General features: G+C 46.8%; 16 protein-coding genes. 9 read left to right on the top strand and 7 right to left on the bottom strand.

Annotated elements, in window-relative coordinates; all coding sequences use genetic code 11:
* Window positions 1-76: 76 nt before the first annotated feature.
* Window positions 77-763 carry a glycosyltransferase family 2 protein gene (locus OA79_RS02320; protein WP_156486202.1) on the top strand — a complete coding sequence of 229 codons (687 nt, stop codon included), beginning with the start codon at window positions 77-79 and terminating at the stop codon, window positions 761-763.
* Between the two features lie 67 nt (window positions 764-830).
* Here the strand turns inward: OA79_RS02320 and OA79_RS02315 are convergent, their stop codons facing one another.
* Window positions 831-1,745 (bottom strand): lysine exporter LysO family protein, encoded by a 915-nt coding sequence (locus OA79_RS02315; protein ID WP_063331597.1) that lies wholly within the window; start codon window positions 1,743-1,745, stop codon window positions 831-833.
* A gap of 463 nt (window positions 1,746-2,208) precedes the next feature.
* Here OA79_RS02315 and OA79_RS02310 point away from each other — a divergent pair, with 463 nt between their 5' ends.
* Both OA79_RS02310 and galE read left to right on the top strand, forming a co-directional pair.
* Window positions 2,209-3,576, top strand: coding sequence for an MATE family efflux transporter (locus OA79_RS02310; protein WP_231908779.1), 1,368 nt, complete (start codon window positions 2,209-2,211; stop codon window positions 3,574-3,576).
* Window positions 3,577-3,634: 58 nt separating this feature from the next.
* Window positions 3,635-4,660, top strand: a complete 1,026-nt coding sequence (gene galE / locus OA79_RS02305; RefSeq protein ID WP_063331596.1) for a UDP-glucose 4-epimerase GalE — start codon at window positions 3,635-3,637, stop codon at window positions 4,658-4,660.
* Between the two features lie 322 nt (window positions 4,661-4,982).
* Here galE and OA79_RS02295 read toward each other — a convergent pair whose 3' ends face one another.
* Window positions 4,983-6,461, bottom strand: coding sequence for a cobyric acid synthase (locus OA79_RS02295; protein ID WP_063331594.1), 1,479 nt, complete (start codon window positions 6,459-6,461; stop codon window positions 4,983-4,985).
* A gap of 77 nt (window positions 6,462-6,538) precedes the next feature.
* On the opposite strand from OA79_RS02295, the gene cbiB reads away from it, so the two are divergent.
* The 5 genes from cbiB (at window position 6,539) to OA79_RS02270 (ending at window position 10,309) form a co-directional block, all read left to right on the top strand.
* Complete coding sequence (cbiB, locus tag OA79_RS02290; protein WP_063331593.1) at window positions 6,539-7,498, top strand: adenosylcobinamide-phosphate synthase CbiB; 960 nt, start codon at window positions 6,539-6,541, stop codon at window positions 7,496-7,498.
* Window positions 7,483-8,601: an aminotransferase class I/II-fold pyridoxal phosphate-dependent enzyme gene (locus OA79_RS02285; protein ID WP_063331592.1), complete on the top strand. Its 1,119-nt coding sequence runs from the start codon at window positions 7,483-7,485 to the stop codon at window positions 8,599-8,601. Before cbiB ends, OA79_RS02285 begins: the two co-directional genes overlap by 16 nt.
* On the top strand, window positions 8,598-9,107 hold the full coding sequence (gene cobU, locus OA79_RS02280; protein WP_063331591.1) for a bifunctional adenosylcobinamide kinase/adenosylcobinamide-phosphate guanylyltransferase: 510 nt from the start codon (window positions 8,598-8,600) through the stop codon (window positions 9,105-9,107). The genes OA79_RS02285 and cobU overlap by 4 nt, the downstream gene beginning before the upstream one ends.
* 123 nt (window positions 9,108-9,230) lie before the next feature.
* Window positions 9,231-9,728: a xanthine phosphoribosyltransferase gene (gene gpt / locus OA79_RS02275; protein WP_063331590.1), complete on the top strand. Its 498-nt coding sequence runs from the start codon at window positions 9,231-9,233 to the stop codon at window positions 9,726-9,728.
* 176 nt (window positions 9,729-9,904) lie between these two features.
* The gene (locus OA79_RS02270; protein WP_063331589.1) at window positions 9,905-10,309 is read left to right on the top strand and encodes a DUF2914 domain-containing protein; all 405 of its coding nucleotides are present in this window, start codon (window positions 9,905-9,907) and stop codon (window positions 10,307-10,309) included.
* 115 nt (window positions 10,310-10,424) lie between these two features.
* On the opposite strand, the gene astB is transcribed toward OA79_RS02270, so the two are convergent.
* The 4 genes from astB to OA79_RS02250 are packed head-to-tail and all read right to left on the bottom strand — an operon-like array spanning window position 10,425 to window position 15,425.
* Entirely contained in the window at window positions 10,425-11,774 is a 1,350-nt protein-coding gene (gene astB / locus OA79_RS02265) for an N-succinylarginine dihydrolase (RefSeq protein WP_063331588.1), read from the bottom strand.
* 55 nt (window positions 11,775-11,829) lie between these two features.
* Window positions 11,830-13,302 (bottom strand): succinylglutamate-semialdehyde dehydrogenase, encoded by a 1,473-nt coding sequence (gene astD / locus OA79_RS02260; protein WP_063331587.1) that lies wholly within the window; start codon window positions 13,300-13,302, stop codon window positions 11,830-11,832.
* A gap of 10 nt (window positions 13,303-13,312) precedes the next feature.
* Window positions 13,313-14,365, bottom strand: coding sequence for an arginine N-succinyltransferase (gene astA, locus OA79_RS02255; RefSeq protein ID WP_063331586.1), 1,053 nt, complete (start codon window positions 14,363-14,365; stop codon window positions 13,313-13,315).
* A 28-nt stretch (window positions 14,366-14,393) separates the two neighbouring features.
* Entirely contained in the window at window positions 14,394-15,425 is a 1,032-nt protein-coding gene (locus tag OA79_RS02250) for an arginine N-succinyltransferase (RefSeq protein WP_063331585.1), read from the bottom strand.
* Window positions 15,426-15,570: 145 nt separating this feature from the next.
* Between OA79_RS02250 and OA79_RS02245 the strand changes: the two genes are divergently transcribed.
* Entirely contained in the window at window positions 15,571-15,795 is a 225-nt protein-coding gene (locus OA79_RS02245) for a DUF1653 domain-containing protein (RefSeq protein WP_063331584.1), read from the top strand.
* 12 nt (window positions 15,796-15,807) lie between these two features.
* Here the strand turns inward: OA79_RS02245 and OA79_RS02240 are convergent, their stop codons facing one another.
* Window positions 15,808-16,788, bottom strand: a complete 981-nt coding sequence (locus OA79_RS02240; RefSeq protein ID WP_063331583.1) for a LysR family transcriptional regulator — start codon at window positions 16,786-16,788, stop codon at window positions 15,808-15,810.
* Window positions 16,789-16,856 lie beyond the last annotated feature (68 nt).

Genomic DNA, 16,856 nt, shown 5'->3' with positions numbered 1-16,856 from the left:
TGAAAGAAATAAGGGCTATTAAAGTAAAGGCTCAGGAGGTTGAATCCCTCATAGATTGAAAAGTGTTCATTTAACGGTGAAAAGTATTTTGAACCTTGAAGTGACTCCAAAACAAGTAGTGCTTTGGCTTCGTAAGGATCTTAAAAACCAAATACCGAGAAAATTATCAGAGTTAGAAGGTGACAATTTTGAGATTCACTTTTCCGAAACGACCAGCTCTCACCGAAAATTTATCAATAGTCTTGTTCTTTATCCAGAGGATGTGATTGTTACTTGTGATGATGATAGCTTGTATCCTGATGGATGGCTTGTGCGTTTGTGGCAAGAGCATCTTGAATACCCAGACCAGATTATTGCTAACCGATGCAACTTTATCTCTTACGATGATAAAGGGATAATTTTGCCCTATAAACAGTGGCATAAGAAAGTCCCACCAGGAACTTCTCATTTAGCTATTATGCCAGCGGGCTACGGAGGTGTTTTGTATCCTGCTCATAGCCTGCATAGTGATGTGACAAATTATGATTTGTTCATGAAACTGGCTCCAAAAGCAGATGACCTCTGGTTTAAGGCTATGTCGTTTTTAAAAGGTACTTGTTCACGTAGAGCGAGTCATCCTAGTGAAAAACCTATGACTTTACCTTTCACGCAGAAATTCACGCTTGCAAAAGATAATATTAAAAAGGATATGAATCGCGAGCAATGGAATAATATTCGTGAATATTATCAGATGAAAACGCCAGATTATGATACCTCAGAATAGCGACCTTTGGCTTTATTGGTTGTTCTGTATTTGTCGTCCTCCCCTTGGCAAGGGGGAGGAAGTGAACTTAATTCATTCCGAGAAAAAGCGGAATGAATATTGGCACTAAAATACTCATAATAAAGCCGCTGGCAATGCACACAGGGACGATTTGTGAACCGTGGAATTTGCCTAGCATGGGTAAAGTGAAATCCATGGCGGTGGCGCCAGAATAGCCAACTGATAAGTGGCTGTTGATGCGGGCTAAAAAGGGGATGAACATTAGAGCGATGATTTCACGGCTTAAATCCAGCAAGAAGGCGGTGGTGCCAAGCACAGGATCGCCTAGTCCGGTAATGAGTATGCCCGATAAACTGTACCAACCAAATCCAGAGACAACGGCCAGCCCTTGATACCAGGTTAAGTCCAACATAAAGCTGCTTAGCCAACCCGCAAGCAGTGTCGTGACTATGGTGACGAGGGCGATGATCACCCCTTGGCTATTCAGAAAGAGTTTGCGTAAGCGATAGTTGCCTTGTCGTAATTGGCAGCCGATTAAAAACAACAAAAAGTACAGCAACCAAGTCACGTATTCGTCTATGTGTAAGACCCAGTTTTTGCCGATAACGCCAAGTGCTACGCCGCCAATGACCCAGCTAATTGTTTTTAAGGCGTCTAGTAAGGCTTGTTTGAGGCTCGCAGAAGCGGCTTGTTCAGGATTGTTCTCAGTACGTTTATTAAAACACTTTCCGCTGACATAAAGTCCCAAAAGACTGAAGCTACTGACCAGTAAAATGAGAATGACCGCTTGATAGCCTGCAATCAATAGCTTTTCAACAAGGTTCTCAAGTGATCCAAGGCTGAAGCCAATGAGCCCGAGGATTAGGTAGACCAGTTGCTCCAGCCATTTGGCAACGCGTTCAGGTGTGAACGGTTTGAGATGAAGCCAATAACCGAAAAGTAACGCAATAAGAAGCGGACCTAATGTGGTGAGCATTGCCATGAATACGTCGTCCCAGACAAGATGAAAAAGAGGCGATATTTTGTCGGCTAATGGTGAGGAGTTCAACCTTCTAGTTGTTTTTTTAAAGAGAGTTTTCCTTTGGTTCTCCCCCTTATATAAGGGGGAGTTAGAGGGGGTTGCAGGGAAGGACTAGAGAAAACCCCACCCTAGCCCTCCCCTTGGTAAGGGGAGGGAACGAAAAGCTCTCCATTTCCTGTGTGAGATTGCACTTGGTTCTCCCCCTTATTAAGGGGGAGTTAGAGGGGGTTGCAGGGAAGGACTAGAGAAAACCCCACCCTAGCCCTCCCCTTTGTAAGGGGAGGGGATTAAAAGCTCTCCATTTCCTGTGTGAGATTGCACTTGGTTCTCCCCCTTATTAAGGGGGAGTTAGAGGGGGTGCATTGTTTGTTGCATGGTGTTAGATTAGCGGCCTTATTTTGGCTGTATGGATGTGGTGCCTGTGGTGAAACGTTTTGCTGTTTTGAAAGAAGTTCTGCATTTGCTGTTTCCAATGGTTCTGACGATGACGCTTGAGCTGTCGATAAGTGTTGTGGATACGATTATGCTGGGCCACTACGATGCCTTGCATTTGGCCGCGGTTGGGCTTGCTTCAAGTTTGTGGATGCCGATTGGCTGCTTTTTGATTGGGGCGACGTTTGGTCTGACACCACTGGTAACGCGACATCTTCATGGGCGTCAGCCTAAACTGGTGAATTTGTACATGTCTCAAGCGGTTGGTTTGTCTGTCGTTTTGGGCATTGTGGCGATTTTACTGACGGTGTTCTTGCTACCTCACTTTGCTCGTATGATGGCGACTGAGCCTGAAACGCGGGATGTCTCGGTTGCGTATCTGTATATCTTTGCACCCGCTTTGCCCATGCTGGCACTGATGACCGCCTACAAAAACTTGTTCGAAGCGGCAGGTCGTCCAGGTTTTCCTTTAATGGTGGCAAGCACGGGTTTGTTGTTGAACATTCTGTTTAATTATGTGCTGATTTTTGGACGCTTTGGTTTTCCAGAAATGGGAGCTAAAGGGGCGGCCATTGCGTCTTGTTTGTCCTTGTATTTGGCGGTGTTCTTTTTTGTGGTGTACGACAAGTTTTGGAACAAACACCCGCTCTTTACGCGCATCGTCTGGCGTTATGTTCGTCAGTTTGGCATTTTGCTGAATGTAGGCATGCCGGCGGGTTTTGCCTTTGCGTTTGAGGTTGGCTTGTTTTCGTCGATGACTTGGTTAATTTCGTCATTTGGTGATTTGGCGCTAGGAAGTGGTCAGATTGTCATGTCATATACATCATTCTTGTTTACACCAATGATGGCCATGAGCGCGGTTACCGCCATTGTGGTGGCAAAGGCAATGTCAAAAGAAGGTGTCGACGGTGTGATGAAGCGCCTGCGAGTGATCGTGGTACTTGGCTTAGGGTATGTTGGTGTTTGTTTTGTCATTACTCAGACGTTGAACGAACAAATTCCTTACCTTTACAGCAGTAATGCAGAGGTGGTTGCGTTGGCGGCCAGTATCTTATTAATTTCCTCTTGTTACCAACTACCTGATATGTTGCAAACCGTCTTTACGGGAGCTTTGCGTGGCTTTAGGGATACTCGCTCGTCGATGATTGCCTTTGGTGTCTCCTTGTTTGGATTAAGCATGCCACTTGGTTTTTGGTTGTCGCATTATAGCCCTTGGTCTGAGACACTGTCTTTGCGCGGTTTTTATATTGGTCTGGGGGCCGGGCTGACCTTATTAGCGGCCATTTTAGTATTACGTTTCCGTTATGTTTTGAGACGTTATAAGGGCAAGCGAATTTCATCGCCACGGGAAGTGGCTTAGTATTTTGATTTAATTATTTTGGTTTGAACTCTTTAATTCAAGTAATAGGGTAAATGGAATGAAACAGATTTTAGTCACAGGTGGTGCGGGTTTTATTGGCAGTCATACTTGTGTTGAATTGTTGCAGCAAGGGTATGAGGTCATCGTGGTGGATAATCTCTGTAATGCCAACCCTGAAGTCTTTAATCGTATCCAAACCATTACCAATCAATCGGTGATTTTTTATGAAGCAGATCTGCTTGATCAGTCGGCCATCAACGCTATTTTCGAACAACACAGTATCGATGCCGTTATTCATTTTGCCGGGCTAAAAGCGGTCGGCGAATCCACTCAGATTCCCATCACCTATTACCACAATAACCTGACCAGTACTTTGCTGTTGTTAGAGGTAATGGCAAAGCATCATGTGTTTAATCTTGTGTTCAGTTCTTCCGCTACGGTTTATGGCGAGCATAACCCGATTCCTTATGTGGAGCATTTTCCTTTAAGCTCAACAAGTCCATATGGTCGAACTAAGGTGATGATCGAACAATTCTTACAGGATGTGTTTGTTTCGGACCCAAGATGGAATGTGTCTTTATTGCGCTATTTTAATCCTGTTGGTGCGCATCCAAGTGGTTTAATCGGTGAAGACCCAAATGGCATTCCCAATAACCTCATGCCTTTTATTGCTCAAGTTGCGGTCGGAAAGCGTGAAAAACTGAGTGTGTTCGGTGGGGATTATCCGACTCACGATGGCACTGGAGTGCGCGATTACATTCATGTGGTGGACTTGGCGTTAGGCCATATCAAAGCGCTCCAGAAACTAGAAGAACAACCATCGGCTAGTATTGAAGCTTATAACTTGGGGGCTGGAAAAGGTTACAGTGTATTAGAGGTGGTCGCAGCGTTTGAAAAAGCCTGTGGCCATTCGATTCCTTACGCAATTGAACCAAGACGAGCCGGTGACATTGCTGAGTTTTATGCGAATGCAGACAAAGCCAAAGCCGAGCTAAATTGGGAAGTCTCGTTAACCTTAGAAGACATGTGTCGAGATGCTTGGCAATGGCAAAGTCAAAATCCTAATGGGTTTGGTGGAAGGTAATTTATAACCCCACCCTAACCTTCCCCTTCGAAAGGGGAGGGAACAAATTACTGGGCTCTCCTTTCATAAGAGGGAACAAATTACTAGGCTCTCCCTGTATAAAGGGAGGGAACAAATTACTAGGCTCTCTTTTAATAGGGGGAGGGAGTAAATTACTAGGTTCTCTTTTAATAGGGGGAGGGAGTAAATTACTAGGTTCTCTTTTAATAAGGGGAGGGAGCAAATTACCAGGCTCTCCTTTCATAAGGGGAGGGAGCAAATTACTAGGCTCTCCCCCTTAATAAGGGGGAGTTGGAGGGGGTTGTCTTAAAAGGGCTAAATACTAAATCTGGTTAAACCCACGACAAGTTTCAATAAGCCCATCTATGTCCATATGTTGTTCAACGCTGTTGGCCAGTCGGTCAATTTCGCTTTCTCTGTGTTGGCGATAATCGAAAGCTTCGTTTGCCGTGTGGCCCGCCCATTTTAATAAGGCGTTTAAGGCATCGGGGTGATCAAATAAACCGTGTAGGTAGGTGCCGATGATTTGTCCATCGGCAGATCGATAACCTTCAATTTCGCCATTATTCAGTTCAATCAAGGCATCGTGTCTTTGGGTGAATTGAGACACGCCAGAGTGAATTTCATAACCTGTGATCTCAGCGTGTTCCTGTATCAGTTTACCTTGTCGTTGTTTGAGCTGTTTTTCTTCTTTTAAGACGGTTGTCATGGGGATAAAACCAAAGCCATTGGTTTGTGTCCCAGGTGTTTGGTTTTCTAGCCCAAGGGGATCGGATAGGTGCTCTCCGAGCATTTGAAAACCGCCGCAGAGGCCAATGACGTTACCGCCGTATCTAAGGTGTTTTTGTAAATAGCTTTCCCAGCCTTGTTGGCGTAGAAAAGCCAGATCACTTTGTACGCTTTTGCTGCCCGGTAAAATCACGAGATCTGCAGGAGGGATTGCTTCATTGGCATTCACTAATGTCACTTGTACCTCTGGGTGCAAGCGCAGGGCATCCCAATCGGTATGATTACTGGTGCGTGGCATCACCGGAATGACCACTTGCAGTTTGTCTGTCGAATGATCCTTGATTGGACTTTGAGCGACGGCGTCTTCTGATTCTAAATGAAACCCTGTCAGATAGGGTAAGACCCCTAATACGGGTTTACCAGTACGGGCTTCTAGCCAGTCGAGCCCAGATTGCAATAAGCTGATGTCACCACGAAAACGGTTAATCACAAAGCCAATCACCCTGTCTTGTTCGCTTTGGCTAAGCAGGTCTAAAGTGCCAACCAAATGCGCAAACACACCGCCTTTGTCTATGTCGGCAATGATGATGACAGGACAATCAATGCTTTCCGCAAAGCCCATGTTGGCAATGTCACGAGCGCGTAGGTTGATCTCGGCTGGGCTGCCTGCACCTTCAATTAATACCGCTTGATAGTGTGAGGCAAGACGATGGTAGGAATCCAAGGCGGCTTGTTTGGCGATGCTTTTGTATTGGTGGTATCCGACCGCATTCATGTTGCCCACGGCTTTGCCTTGAATGATGACTTGGGCGCCGGTGTCTGTGTTGGGTTTGAGCAGAATGGGGTTCATGTCCACATGGGGGGCTAGGTGAGCAGCCTGTGCTTGTACCGCTTGAGCGCGGCCGATTTCATTACCATCTTGGGTAACGGCGCTGTTGAGTGCCATGTTTTGTGGTTTGAAAGGCGCAACCGAGAGTTGGCGCTTTACCAAGAGTCGGCATAGTGCTGTCACTAGAGTGCTTTTTCCAGCATCAGAGGTTGTCCCTTGGACCATTAAGCTAAAGGCAGGCATGAAGTCATCACGTTTTAAATCAATAAGGTGTTAGAATTCTACCCAATGTTTCGATCACTGAAAAACGACCAATATTCATGATGACTTCAATTTTTGACTTTATATCGACGAATGCCCTTATTTTAATCATTGCTCTGCTGCTGGACCGATTAATTGGTGAGCCTAAATCATGGCACCCATTAGTTTGGTTCGGACGCTGGGTGGATCTTGTGCACCAATATACGGTGGCGCCTCATACGGCTAAGGCGAGCCAACAAAAACGAGCCGGAGTAGTTGCTTGGTGTTTGGCGGTGATACCTTGGTTATTGGTTTTATCTGTTTTGTTTTGGCTGTTACCGACTTGGTTAGATCGTAGTCTTGCGGTGTTGATTGTGTATTTTGCCATTGGTTGGCAAAGTTTAAGAGAGCATGCGTTTGCCATTGCTGAGCCATTGCAGAAAGCCGCCCAAGGCGACTTGTCTGAATTGCAGCAAGCGCGACAAGCGGTGGGTTATATTGTGAGCCGTGACACACAAAACCTAAGTGAAGAAGAGGTCGCGAAAGCGGGTGTTGAGTCCGTGCTAGAAAACGGCAATGATGCCATTTTTGCGCCGATATTTTGGTTTGTCGTTGCCGGTGTGCCGGGGATTTTACTTTATCGACTTGCCAATACATTAGATGCCATGTGGGGTTACAAAAATGACGCCTTTATTCACTTTGGTTGGTTTGCTGCGCGTTTCGATGATGTGCTGAATTATCTGCCTGCGCGATTGGTGGTTTGTACCTACGGAGCCTGTGGTCAATGGCATGCGGCGTTACGTTCTGCTCGTCGGCCTTCGGCCAGTTGGAAAAGCCCTAATGCTGGTCCAGTCATGGCGGCAGGGGCTGGGGCGCTGGGCATTCAAGTTGGCGGTAGTGCGCCCTATTTTGGCAAAGTAGAAGAGCGCCCAGTTTTAGGCGAAGGGGAGCAAGCTCAACCAAAAGACCTGATACGAGCTGTTGAGCTGGTGGACAGAAGCGTGTACTTGTGGGGATTGGTCATATGTCTGCTGTTTTGAATAAAGCCAATTTAGACGTGGCCAGTTTGCCTCATGGCGGGGATTTAGCGCGCTGGCAACGACAAGAAGGCGACCAGGCTTCAACTTGGTTGGATTTGTCTTCCGCCTGTAATCGCGAGCCTTGGCCGATTCCTGATTTTCCGAAAGCCCTTTGGATGACATTGCCAGATCAGGCCGCGTTAATGCAGTCGGCACAGTCCTATTATGGTGTTCGCCCCACTGTGATTGCCTCCGGCAGTCAACAAATAATCGAAGCCTTACCCATTTTGAAGCGTGAACAGCTGCCCTCAGAGAGTAGCAAATCGAAGCGTGTGTTTGTTCCTAGGGTTGGTTACCAAGAACACGCTTTTGCCTGGCAAAAATGGGGTTTTGAACTGGCTTATTATGATGACTTGAATGAATTGCTCGATCAGTCTTGGACGGCCGCTGTTTTGGTGAACCCAAACAACCCGACTGGTGAGTGGGCGGATTCCGAGTTGGTTTTACAGGTGCTGGCACAGGCGAAACGGCAGCGGGCGTGGTTTGTTGTTGATGAGGCGTTTATCGACGTTCAACCTGAATTAAGTCTACTAAGCCGATTAGGTGAACAGATTGATGAACAAATCGAGAGTCAGCATGGTTTTGATGCTTTGTTTGTGTTGCGTTCGGTGGGTAAATTTTTTGGTCTGGCCGGTGCGAGAGTAGGCTTTGTTTTCTGTCACCCCGACTGGCAGCAGAGTTTAAATAATCTAATGGGACCTTGGCCTGTGGCCAGTGCCAGTTTGCATCTAGTGGATTTGGCTTTGCAGGATACCGCATGGCAGTTGGCGGCAAAGGGCCATCTAGAGGCTCGTCAACGTTATTTTGTGGAGAAAGTGTTGCCCAAGTTCCATACCATCTTCGACTCACAAGATTATACTCTTCATCCTTTGTTTGCGACTTGGCGCATATCGGATCAAGGTTATGCAGAACAGGTGTTTGCTATGCTGCATGAGGTGGGCGTACATACTCGTTTAGGGGATGGTTGGATACGTGTCGCTATGCCTGCCATGTCGGAAATAGAGACGTTAGATGCCTTGTTGATACAATTATTAAAAGGGGCTGGAGGGCGAGACTTAGCATGAAGTATTTGGTACTCGGAGGGGTGCGCAGTGGTAAAAGTGCCTTTGCACAAGATTTGGTGGCAGAAACTGGTAAACCCGTTTGTTATGTCGCCACGTCTCAAGTTTGGGATGACGAAATGGCACAACGAGTTGAGCGGCATAAATTGAACCGTCCTGAGCAATGGCAGCTGATTGAGGAGCCCATTGCACTGGCTGAGACGCTCAACCGCCTCAACCATGTTCAGCAAGCTGTGATTGTGGAATGCTTTAGTCTGTGGCTCAGCAACCTTTTATGCTTGGAGGACGATCAAGTGTTTGAGCGAGAGCGTCAATCTTTATTAAAGGCGGTAGAGCAATTTCAAGGGGAGTTGGTACTGGTCTCCAGTGAAGTTGGTTTGGGCATCATGCCGATGAATGCTTTAGCCCGACGTTTTGCCGATGAGGCAGGAATGCTCAATCAAACCTTGGCTAAATTGACCGATCGGGTAACTTTTGTTGCAGCTGGACTGCCAATGCCGTTAAAATAGCACGCCTTCCAATACCCTAACATCGTCTTTTGAGTCCTGTTTCACCGTTCGTGAGCAGAGCTTTTTTATTAAGATGATCTATTAACTTTCGAATTAAAATAGCTGTAAAGCATAGGAGCCTTGATGACCCCTTATTCAAAAGATTTTCCTGTTTCTTGGGAAGAGCTGCATAGAAATGCACGTGCTTTGTCTTGGCGTTTGCTTGAGCAAGGTCCTTGGAAAGGCATCATCGCGATTACTCGTGGTGGTCTGGTGCCTGCGGCTATCTTGTGTCGCGAAATGGACATTCGCCTAATAGACACCATCTGTGTTGTGAGCTACGGCGCTGATGAAGAAGGTGGCGCGGCGATGAAGCAAGGCGATTTAAATGTGTTGAAAGGCGTGGACGGCGATGGCGAAGGGTTTATTCTGATCGACGATCTTGTTGACACAGGTCGTACGGCAGCGAAAGTGCGTGAAATGTTGCCAAAAGCACACTTTGCGACCATTTATGCCAAACCAGCTGGTAAGCCATTAGTTGATACCTTCGTAACAGAAGTGAGCCAAGACACTTGGATTCGATTCCCTTGGGACATGGAATATACCTTCTCAACACCTCTGGCAGACCGTCAGCCAATTTAGATCTCTTTTCCTATCCTATTGAATTCCTGAAATAAAAACGAGAGTTTGCAAATTTACACAAATCTCTCGTTTTTCTTGCCGCTTTATAGTCTACATTTAAAGATTACTTAACAGAAAAAGTGACGAACACAATTTGTCGTTTTTAACCTGCTTTATCACTCTTACAGGAATTTTATATGAGTATTAGGTTAATGAAAGTCGCCTTGGTCGCTTTATTGTCAACGCTGGCAATATCTGCCTGGGCAGAGGGTTCGGTGGCACGAGCACAGTTTGCAACGGATGTGGTGGATCGCGAACCCATTGATGACATAGGTGAAGTCGTAAAAGTTGAATACGGCGCGATTCAACGAGTGTATTTCTTTACCGATTTACGTGATATGTCTGGAAGTAAGGTGTCTCATCATTGGACGCTCGATGGTGACGATATGGCGGATGTGTCGTTTGAAATTGGTGGTGATCGTTGGCGTGTTTGGTCTAGTAAACGTTTGATGCCAGGTTTTGATGGCAAATGGCGTGTCGATGTAGTGCGAGACGGCGAAGTGATTGAATCCCATTCTTTTGACTATGTCGATGAAGAATAATGCAAACGAAGAATAGCCCCATTTTATACTAAGGTTATTGATCCCGAGGTTTCCCCATAAAGCCCATTCGTGATGTCATGAATGGGCTTTATTCTTTCTTAGAGACGTATCGACTTTAGCCTTGTTGAAACGGGTAAATGCTGCCCAAGTTCAATAATTGTGTGAGTTCATCCAGTGCAGTGCGACTTTCAATGAGGAGTGTTGGGTCGGCTAAATCGGCTTCCACCAGACGATCACGATAATGACGATCGACCCATTGATTCAGTCGCGCAAAGCGTTCGTCATTCATCCATATTGAAGGGTTAACGGCTTGTCTTTCTGCGGCGGTTAATGCCACGCGAAGTCGTAAACAAGCAGGGCCGCCGCCATTGCTCATGCTTTGCTTTAGGTCGAAGACTTTCACTTCTTTAATTGGGGCGTTTGAAGCCACTAATGATTGAAGGTAATGCCAGACGTTTGCATTGGCTTGGCATTCACCAGGTACAATCAAAATCATGTCATCGTCACCACGGCTGAGTAGCTGGCTATTAAACAGATAAGACTGAATGCAATCTTGTACGGAGACGGCGTCAGTTGGCACTTCAATAAAGTGAAATTGACTGGCTCTGTCTCCCCAAGCCTTGAGTAGATCCTGTTTCATTTTTGCCGTATCAAGAAAAGCTTGCTGATGATAAAAGTGAGCATTGCGATTACCAACCGCGATGACATCATTGTGGAATACGCCAGCGTCAATCACATCCGGGTTTTGTTGTGCATAGACGACTTGGGACGTTTGTAATCCATGACGACGAGCGATGGCTTGTGAGGCTTCTAAGGTATGGCGAGCTGGAAAACGGCTGGGTTTAACCGCGGCAGAGTTAAAGGCTTCCATACCATACACGAAGAACTCGACCCCCGTGTTATCGTACTGATCACAGAAACGCGTGTGATTGGCGGCCCCTTCGTCACCAAAATGCTCGACGCTGGGGAGCGCTTTGTGATGGGTAAAATGCTGTGGGTCGGCGAAGCTGGCACGTAAAATTGCCCCTGTGGTTTCATGCTCTATGGAGCGGTGAAACTTATTCGCCAAATTCGCCACGCTAAAATGAAGTTTGCCATCTTGTGTGTCGGCACTTGGTGATACGGTGGCGGCGTTTGCTGTCCACATACAAGAAGCCGAACTGACTGCCGCCAATAGCTTTGGGACTTGTTTGACTACGTTAGCCAGTATTTGAGCATCTGAGCCGGTGAAGCCTAATTGACGTAATGTCGGCAAATGTGGGCGCTCATGGGGGGCTAAGATACCTTGTGTGAAGCCCATGTCTGCTAAGGCTTTCATCTTCTCCAAACCCTGTTTTGCTGCGGCTTTAGGGTTTGATGCTTGATTGGAATTGGTAAGAGAAGCGACATTGCCAAAGGAAAGGCCGCTGTAGTTGTGCGTTGGGCCAACTAAACCGTCAAAGTTGGCTTCGGTTGCTGAATTCATGTTGACCTCTTTCAATCGTCATTAGGTTATGGGGCGACAGTGCCTAGGGTTTTGTTTAAAGCGTCAGACCCGGAACGAGCGTTTCTGGCACTTTCAGTTCGTCTACTTCAATACTGGCGACAGGGTAAGCGCAGTAGTCAGCAGCGTAGTAAGCGCTCGCTCTTTGATTACCACTGGCCCCCGTGCCGCCAAATGGAGCGGCACTAGAGGCGCCCGTTGTTTGGCGATTCCAGTTAATGATGCCCGCTCGGCTGTGCTGCAAAAAGTAGTCATACTCGCCTCGTTCATCGGACAACAAGCCAGCTGAGAGGCCAAAGCGCGTATTGTTGGCAATCTCCATCGCTTGAGTCATTGAGTCATATCGAATGACGGTCAATAAGGGACCGAAATATTCTTGGTCTGGTAATCGATCTAGGATCTTCGTGGCGTCTACAATACCTGGTGTTACAAAGCCTGTTTGCGGTGCGCCCCTGGTCATGTCGAGTAAAGGTGTTGCGCCCAAATCCACTAGGGAATGAAAGGCTTTTAGCACATTCTCAGCCGCATTGGCCGACACTAATGGTCCCATAAAAGGTTGAGGGTCAGCATCAAAACGATCCACCATTATGGCTTTGGTTGCGGCCACTAGACGTGAAATAATTTGATCACCAAGTGGGCCTGTGGGCACCAGTAAACGACGAGCACAAGTGCAACGTTGGCCTGTTGAAATAAAGGCAGATTGAAGGATTTCGTGGGTGACTGCTTGTAGGTCGGACACTTTTTCGGACACCAATAAAGGGTTGTTGCCGCCCATCTCTAAGGCCAAAATCTTTCCTGGATGGCCCGCAAACTCGCGATGCAATAGGTGTCCGACGTCTGGGCTACCGGTAAAGAATAACCCGTCAATGTCTTGATGATTCGCCAGCGCCACGCCTGTGTCTCGTTCACCTTGTACGAGATTGAGAACGCCGTCAGGGATACCGGCTTGTTGCCACAGCTGGACAATCAAGTCCGACGTGGCTGGAGCTTGTTCACTGGGTTTGAACACCAAAGTATTGCCCGCAATCAGTGCTGGCACTATGTGGCCATTCGGTAAGTGCCCTGGGAAATTGTAGGGGCCAAATACCGCGACGACCCCATGAGGTCGGTGACGTAAGACGGCTTTGGCGCCCGGCATAGGGTTTTCTTTGGTGCCGGTTCTATCATGATACGCTTGTTGGGATATGGCCACTTTGCCGATCATAGCCGCGACTTCTGTTCGAGTCTCCCAAAGGGGCTTACCGGTTTCACGGCTGATAAGAGTGGCGATGTCTTCCGAGTGTTGTTTTAACAAGTCCGCAAAGTGTTCGATTATGGTCAAACGCTCTGTAAGCGGTAGATTAGCCCAGCTAGGAAAGGCTCGACGAGCGGCCTGAATGGCCCGATTCACCTGCTGTTGTGTCGCGCTGTTGGCTTGCCACACTTGGCTTGCATCACTTGGGTCGATTGAGTGAAACCTTTGACCTTCGCCAACTTGCCATTGGCCATTGATAAAGTGTGCTTGTTTCATACTCTCTCTCCTAGACGTTTGTCGTTTGGGGATCGGATGACAGTTCCACGATGCGAACTTGGTCTTCGTGGGTTAAGCAAAGTGCATCCGCTTCTTGCTGAGTTAATAGTATGGCTCCTTTATGAGAGACATTGCGTTGTACCAATAAGCAACGGAAGGCTTTGACCTTGGTATTCGCAACCAGATACACAGTCGCTTCTGGTTCTTCTGGGCACTCTGCTATCTGAACATCCTTTAGGCGGCTGTCTCGAACTGCGCGAATGTCTTGTACCCGTGCTTCTAAGCTTGGTCCGCCATCAAAAATGTCCACGTAGTTTTCGTAACGAAAGCCTTCTTTTTCCAATAATCGACGAGCAGGGGCGGTGTTCTTGTGAACTTCGCCCAAGACCTCACGAGCTTCTTTGGGTAATAAATTGACATACACAGGGTTGTTCGGCATCAGTTCGGCGATGAATTGTTTGTTGCCCTGCGCCGTGAGTTCGTCAGCTTGTTTAAAATCAATGGAAAAAAAGTGGCGACCAAGGCTTTCCCAAAACGGTGAGACACCATTTTCATCACTGACTCCGCGCATTTCGGCAAAGATTTTTTCAGTGAAACGTTCTGGAAATTGCGCCATAAAGATAAAGCGAGATTTTGATAATAGTTGGCCGTTTTTAGAATGGCGATAATTCTCTTCTAAGAATAGGGTGCAAATCTCGCTGCAGCCGGTGAAGTCATTATTTAGAATTAACGTCGGAATCGCATTGTGTACATTGAGTTCGCGAGAAGCATGGGTAATGGTGCCAAGGTGATAACTGTAAAAAGGTTCGTCTAAGCCGACGGTGGCTAACATGCCGCAGGTACCAACAATGTGTCCTGTGGTGGTGTCTTCTAACACCATTAAGTAGTCTTCATCGGTGGGTTGTTGAATGTCTTCTCGAGCGAAAGATTGGACGGCGCGGTCGATTTTTTTTTGCAGCATGGATTCGTCAGTGACCAAGGAAGTAAAGCCAATGCCGGTTAGTTCAGTGAGTCGGTAAAGTGACTTTAGATCGCCTTCGCGAATAGGGCGTATGACCATCATGACGGTGTCCTCGTGATTGTAATGTATTTTATTTATCTGTTGTTAAGGGTAGAGCAGACCATTGAATTCGGCTGCCAACCTTGATGTCTAGTTGTTCTAATGTGGCTTTGTCTATGCCTAATCCCGCGCTCTGGGGCTCTGCGGCCGCTACCGTGACGCGAAAGTGTTCAAGATGTCCTGTGGCAATCAGGTGTTGTTTCGCTTGCTGCGCTGGGTTGATGCTTAATGCTTTCCCCATCTGTTGATTGGCGATGGTATGCAGGCTGTGAGTTTGTGCCTCAACGCTTGGCCCTGCATCGAAAATATCCACATAGCCACGGAACTCAAATCCTTCATTTAATAAGATGTCTGCACTTTGGCTCGAGTCTTCATGGATCACACCAATCACTTCTTGTGCATTTTCTGGCAAGGTGGGCACATAGATTGGGTATCTTGGCATGAGGTCAGCAATAAAGTGTTTGTTACTGACACCAGACAAGTAGTCCGCTTTTTTGAAATCCATGCTAAAAAAGTGTTTACCCAGTGCATCCCAGAAAGGCGAGTGTCCTTGTTTGTCGCTTTCACCCCTTAGTTCTGCAAACAGGCGTTTGGTAAAACGTTGTGGATAGCGCGCAATAAATAATAGGCGAGCTTTTGATAGTAATGACACGGCAAGAGGGTTTTGATGTGCTTTGTCGACGACCAGTGCAATTAATCGACTGGTGCCATTGTAGTCATGACATAAAAAGAGAGCCGGGATGCGGTTGTGTATCTGCAATTGTGGTGATGCGTGCACGACTTCATCAATACGGTAGCTGTAAAAGGGGGCATCGGCTCCCACCATGGCATCAATACCACAGCATCCAACGACTTTATTATGGCTAGTATCCACTAATACAAACAAGTAGGATTCATCTTTTGGTTGGAGGATGTCTGCTTGCATGGAGCGCTTTGACGTCGCAATTTTGTCATTAAGGCGCTCACGGTTGGCCGGTAAGTTGGTGAATCCAATTCCGGCTTGCTTGGCAAGTCGCTCTAAGGCTGGTAGATCGGCAAAATCGGCGGGTCGAACGAGGTACATGTTGAGTCCTGAAAGCGACATTAAATGATGACGTGATTATTGCTCACTTAGTTTGGCTTGGTAAGTTTGTTTTTTTTGTATTTGCGACCTGATTTTCTATATTTTGGCTAAAAAGGGTCGTTTTTTAGTAAGAGTGAGGTGTGAAATGGTGAAGTCTGGTGTGTATCAGCATTATAAAGGGGCTGAGTACTGGGTAGAGCGTGTGGTTAAACACAGTGAGACGGAAGAAGAGTTAGTGGTATATCAAGCTCTGTATGGTGAGTTTGGCTGGTGGGCAAGACCAAAAAGCATGTTCTTGGAAAGTGTGGAAGTCAATGGTGAAGTCATTCCGCGCTTTGAGTGGATTCGCAGCACTCGCAACGCGAAATAATCTTGTAACCTTCTAGGTCGGTAGATGCATCCAAGGAGATTCACGCATAAAGGCGATGATTTTTTCACGCAGCCAGCGGTGCGCTAGGTCGTTATTGAACCTTTCATGCCAACAGATGTGAATTGGGTGACGACCATTGTATTCATCTAACTCAATTACTTCTTGTGGAATTTCGATTAGCTTAACGGGATAGAAGTTGTTCTTCTCACACATCACTTGTAAGAATAAGTCACCAATGGAGCGTGACGTTACCAGTGCCATACCACGTTTGACCGCTTGCATAGCAACCATCAGACTGTCAGTTTCCAGGGACGGTTGAATAGTATGACCCTGTTGTTTTAGTTTCTGCTCAGTTTTGGAGAAAGAGGTTTTGTTTTCGCTACGTAAATGGTGAGTGACAACCTTATGATTCAAGAGTTCGGACACGGTGACACTGTCTTGCTGAAACAAAGGGTGAGCTTCACTCAGAATGATACAGACTTCCATATAACCAATTAGCTTGCTGCGTACATTGTTGGGTGTATCACTAACACGCATGATACCAAGATCAGCATTGCCGGAAATAATTTCCTCAAAGTGTGACTCTCCCCAAGAACTGATGGACAAACGTACTTTAGGCGCTTCGTAGTGCATGGACGCTAATAACGCTTCTATGAAGTTCTCTAAATCACCTTCATCGACACGCAGTTTAAAGCGTCTGTCTAGGGTTTTTAGATCCAGCGCATTGGGACTCATTAAATCCGATAACGAACTGAGAATAGGCTGAATCGCATCGTGTAATTCCGTCGCTCTGGCTGTCGGCGTGAGACCGTATGCTTGACGAGTAAACAGAGAGTCTTTAAACAACTCTCGCAGTCTTTGTAGACTTTTGCTTAACGCCGGTTGAGTGACGCCTAACTTTTCGGCGGCACGGGAGACACTGCCTTCTTCCATAATGGTCACGAAAGCGACGAGCAACTTAATATCCAGTTTTAAGATTTCGTCTAAATGCATAATCTTCTCGATGATTAAGACGGAGTAGCGCCTTGCGACAATCGCAAGACGCTCATTCCGTAAGTGGA

It is taken from the genome of Marinomonas sp. TW1, assembly GCF_001625355.1.
Taxonomy (GTDB): Bacteria; Pseudomonadota; Gammaproteobacteria; order Pseudomonadales; family Marinomonadaceae; genus Marinomonas.
The sequence above is the reverse complement of the archived record's forward strand: the minus strand, read 5'-3'. Positions and strand labels throughout refer to the sequence as shown.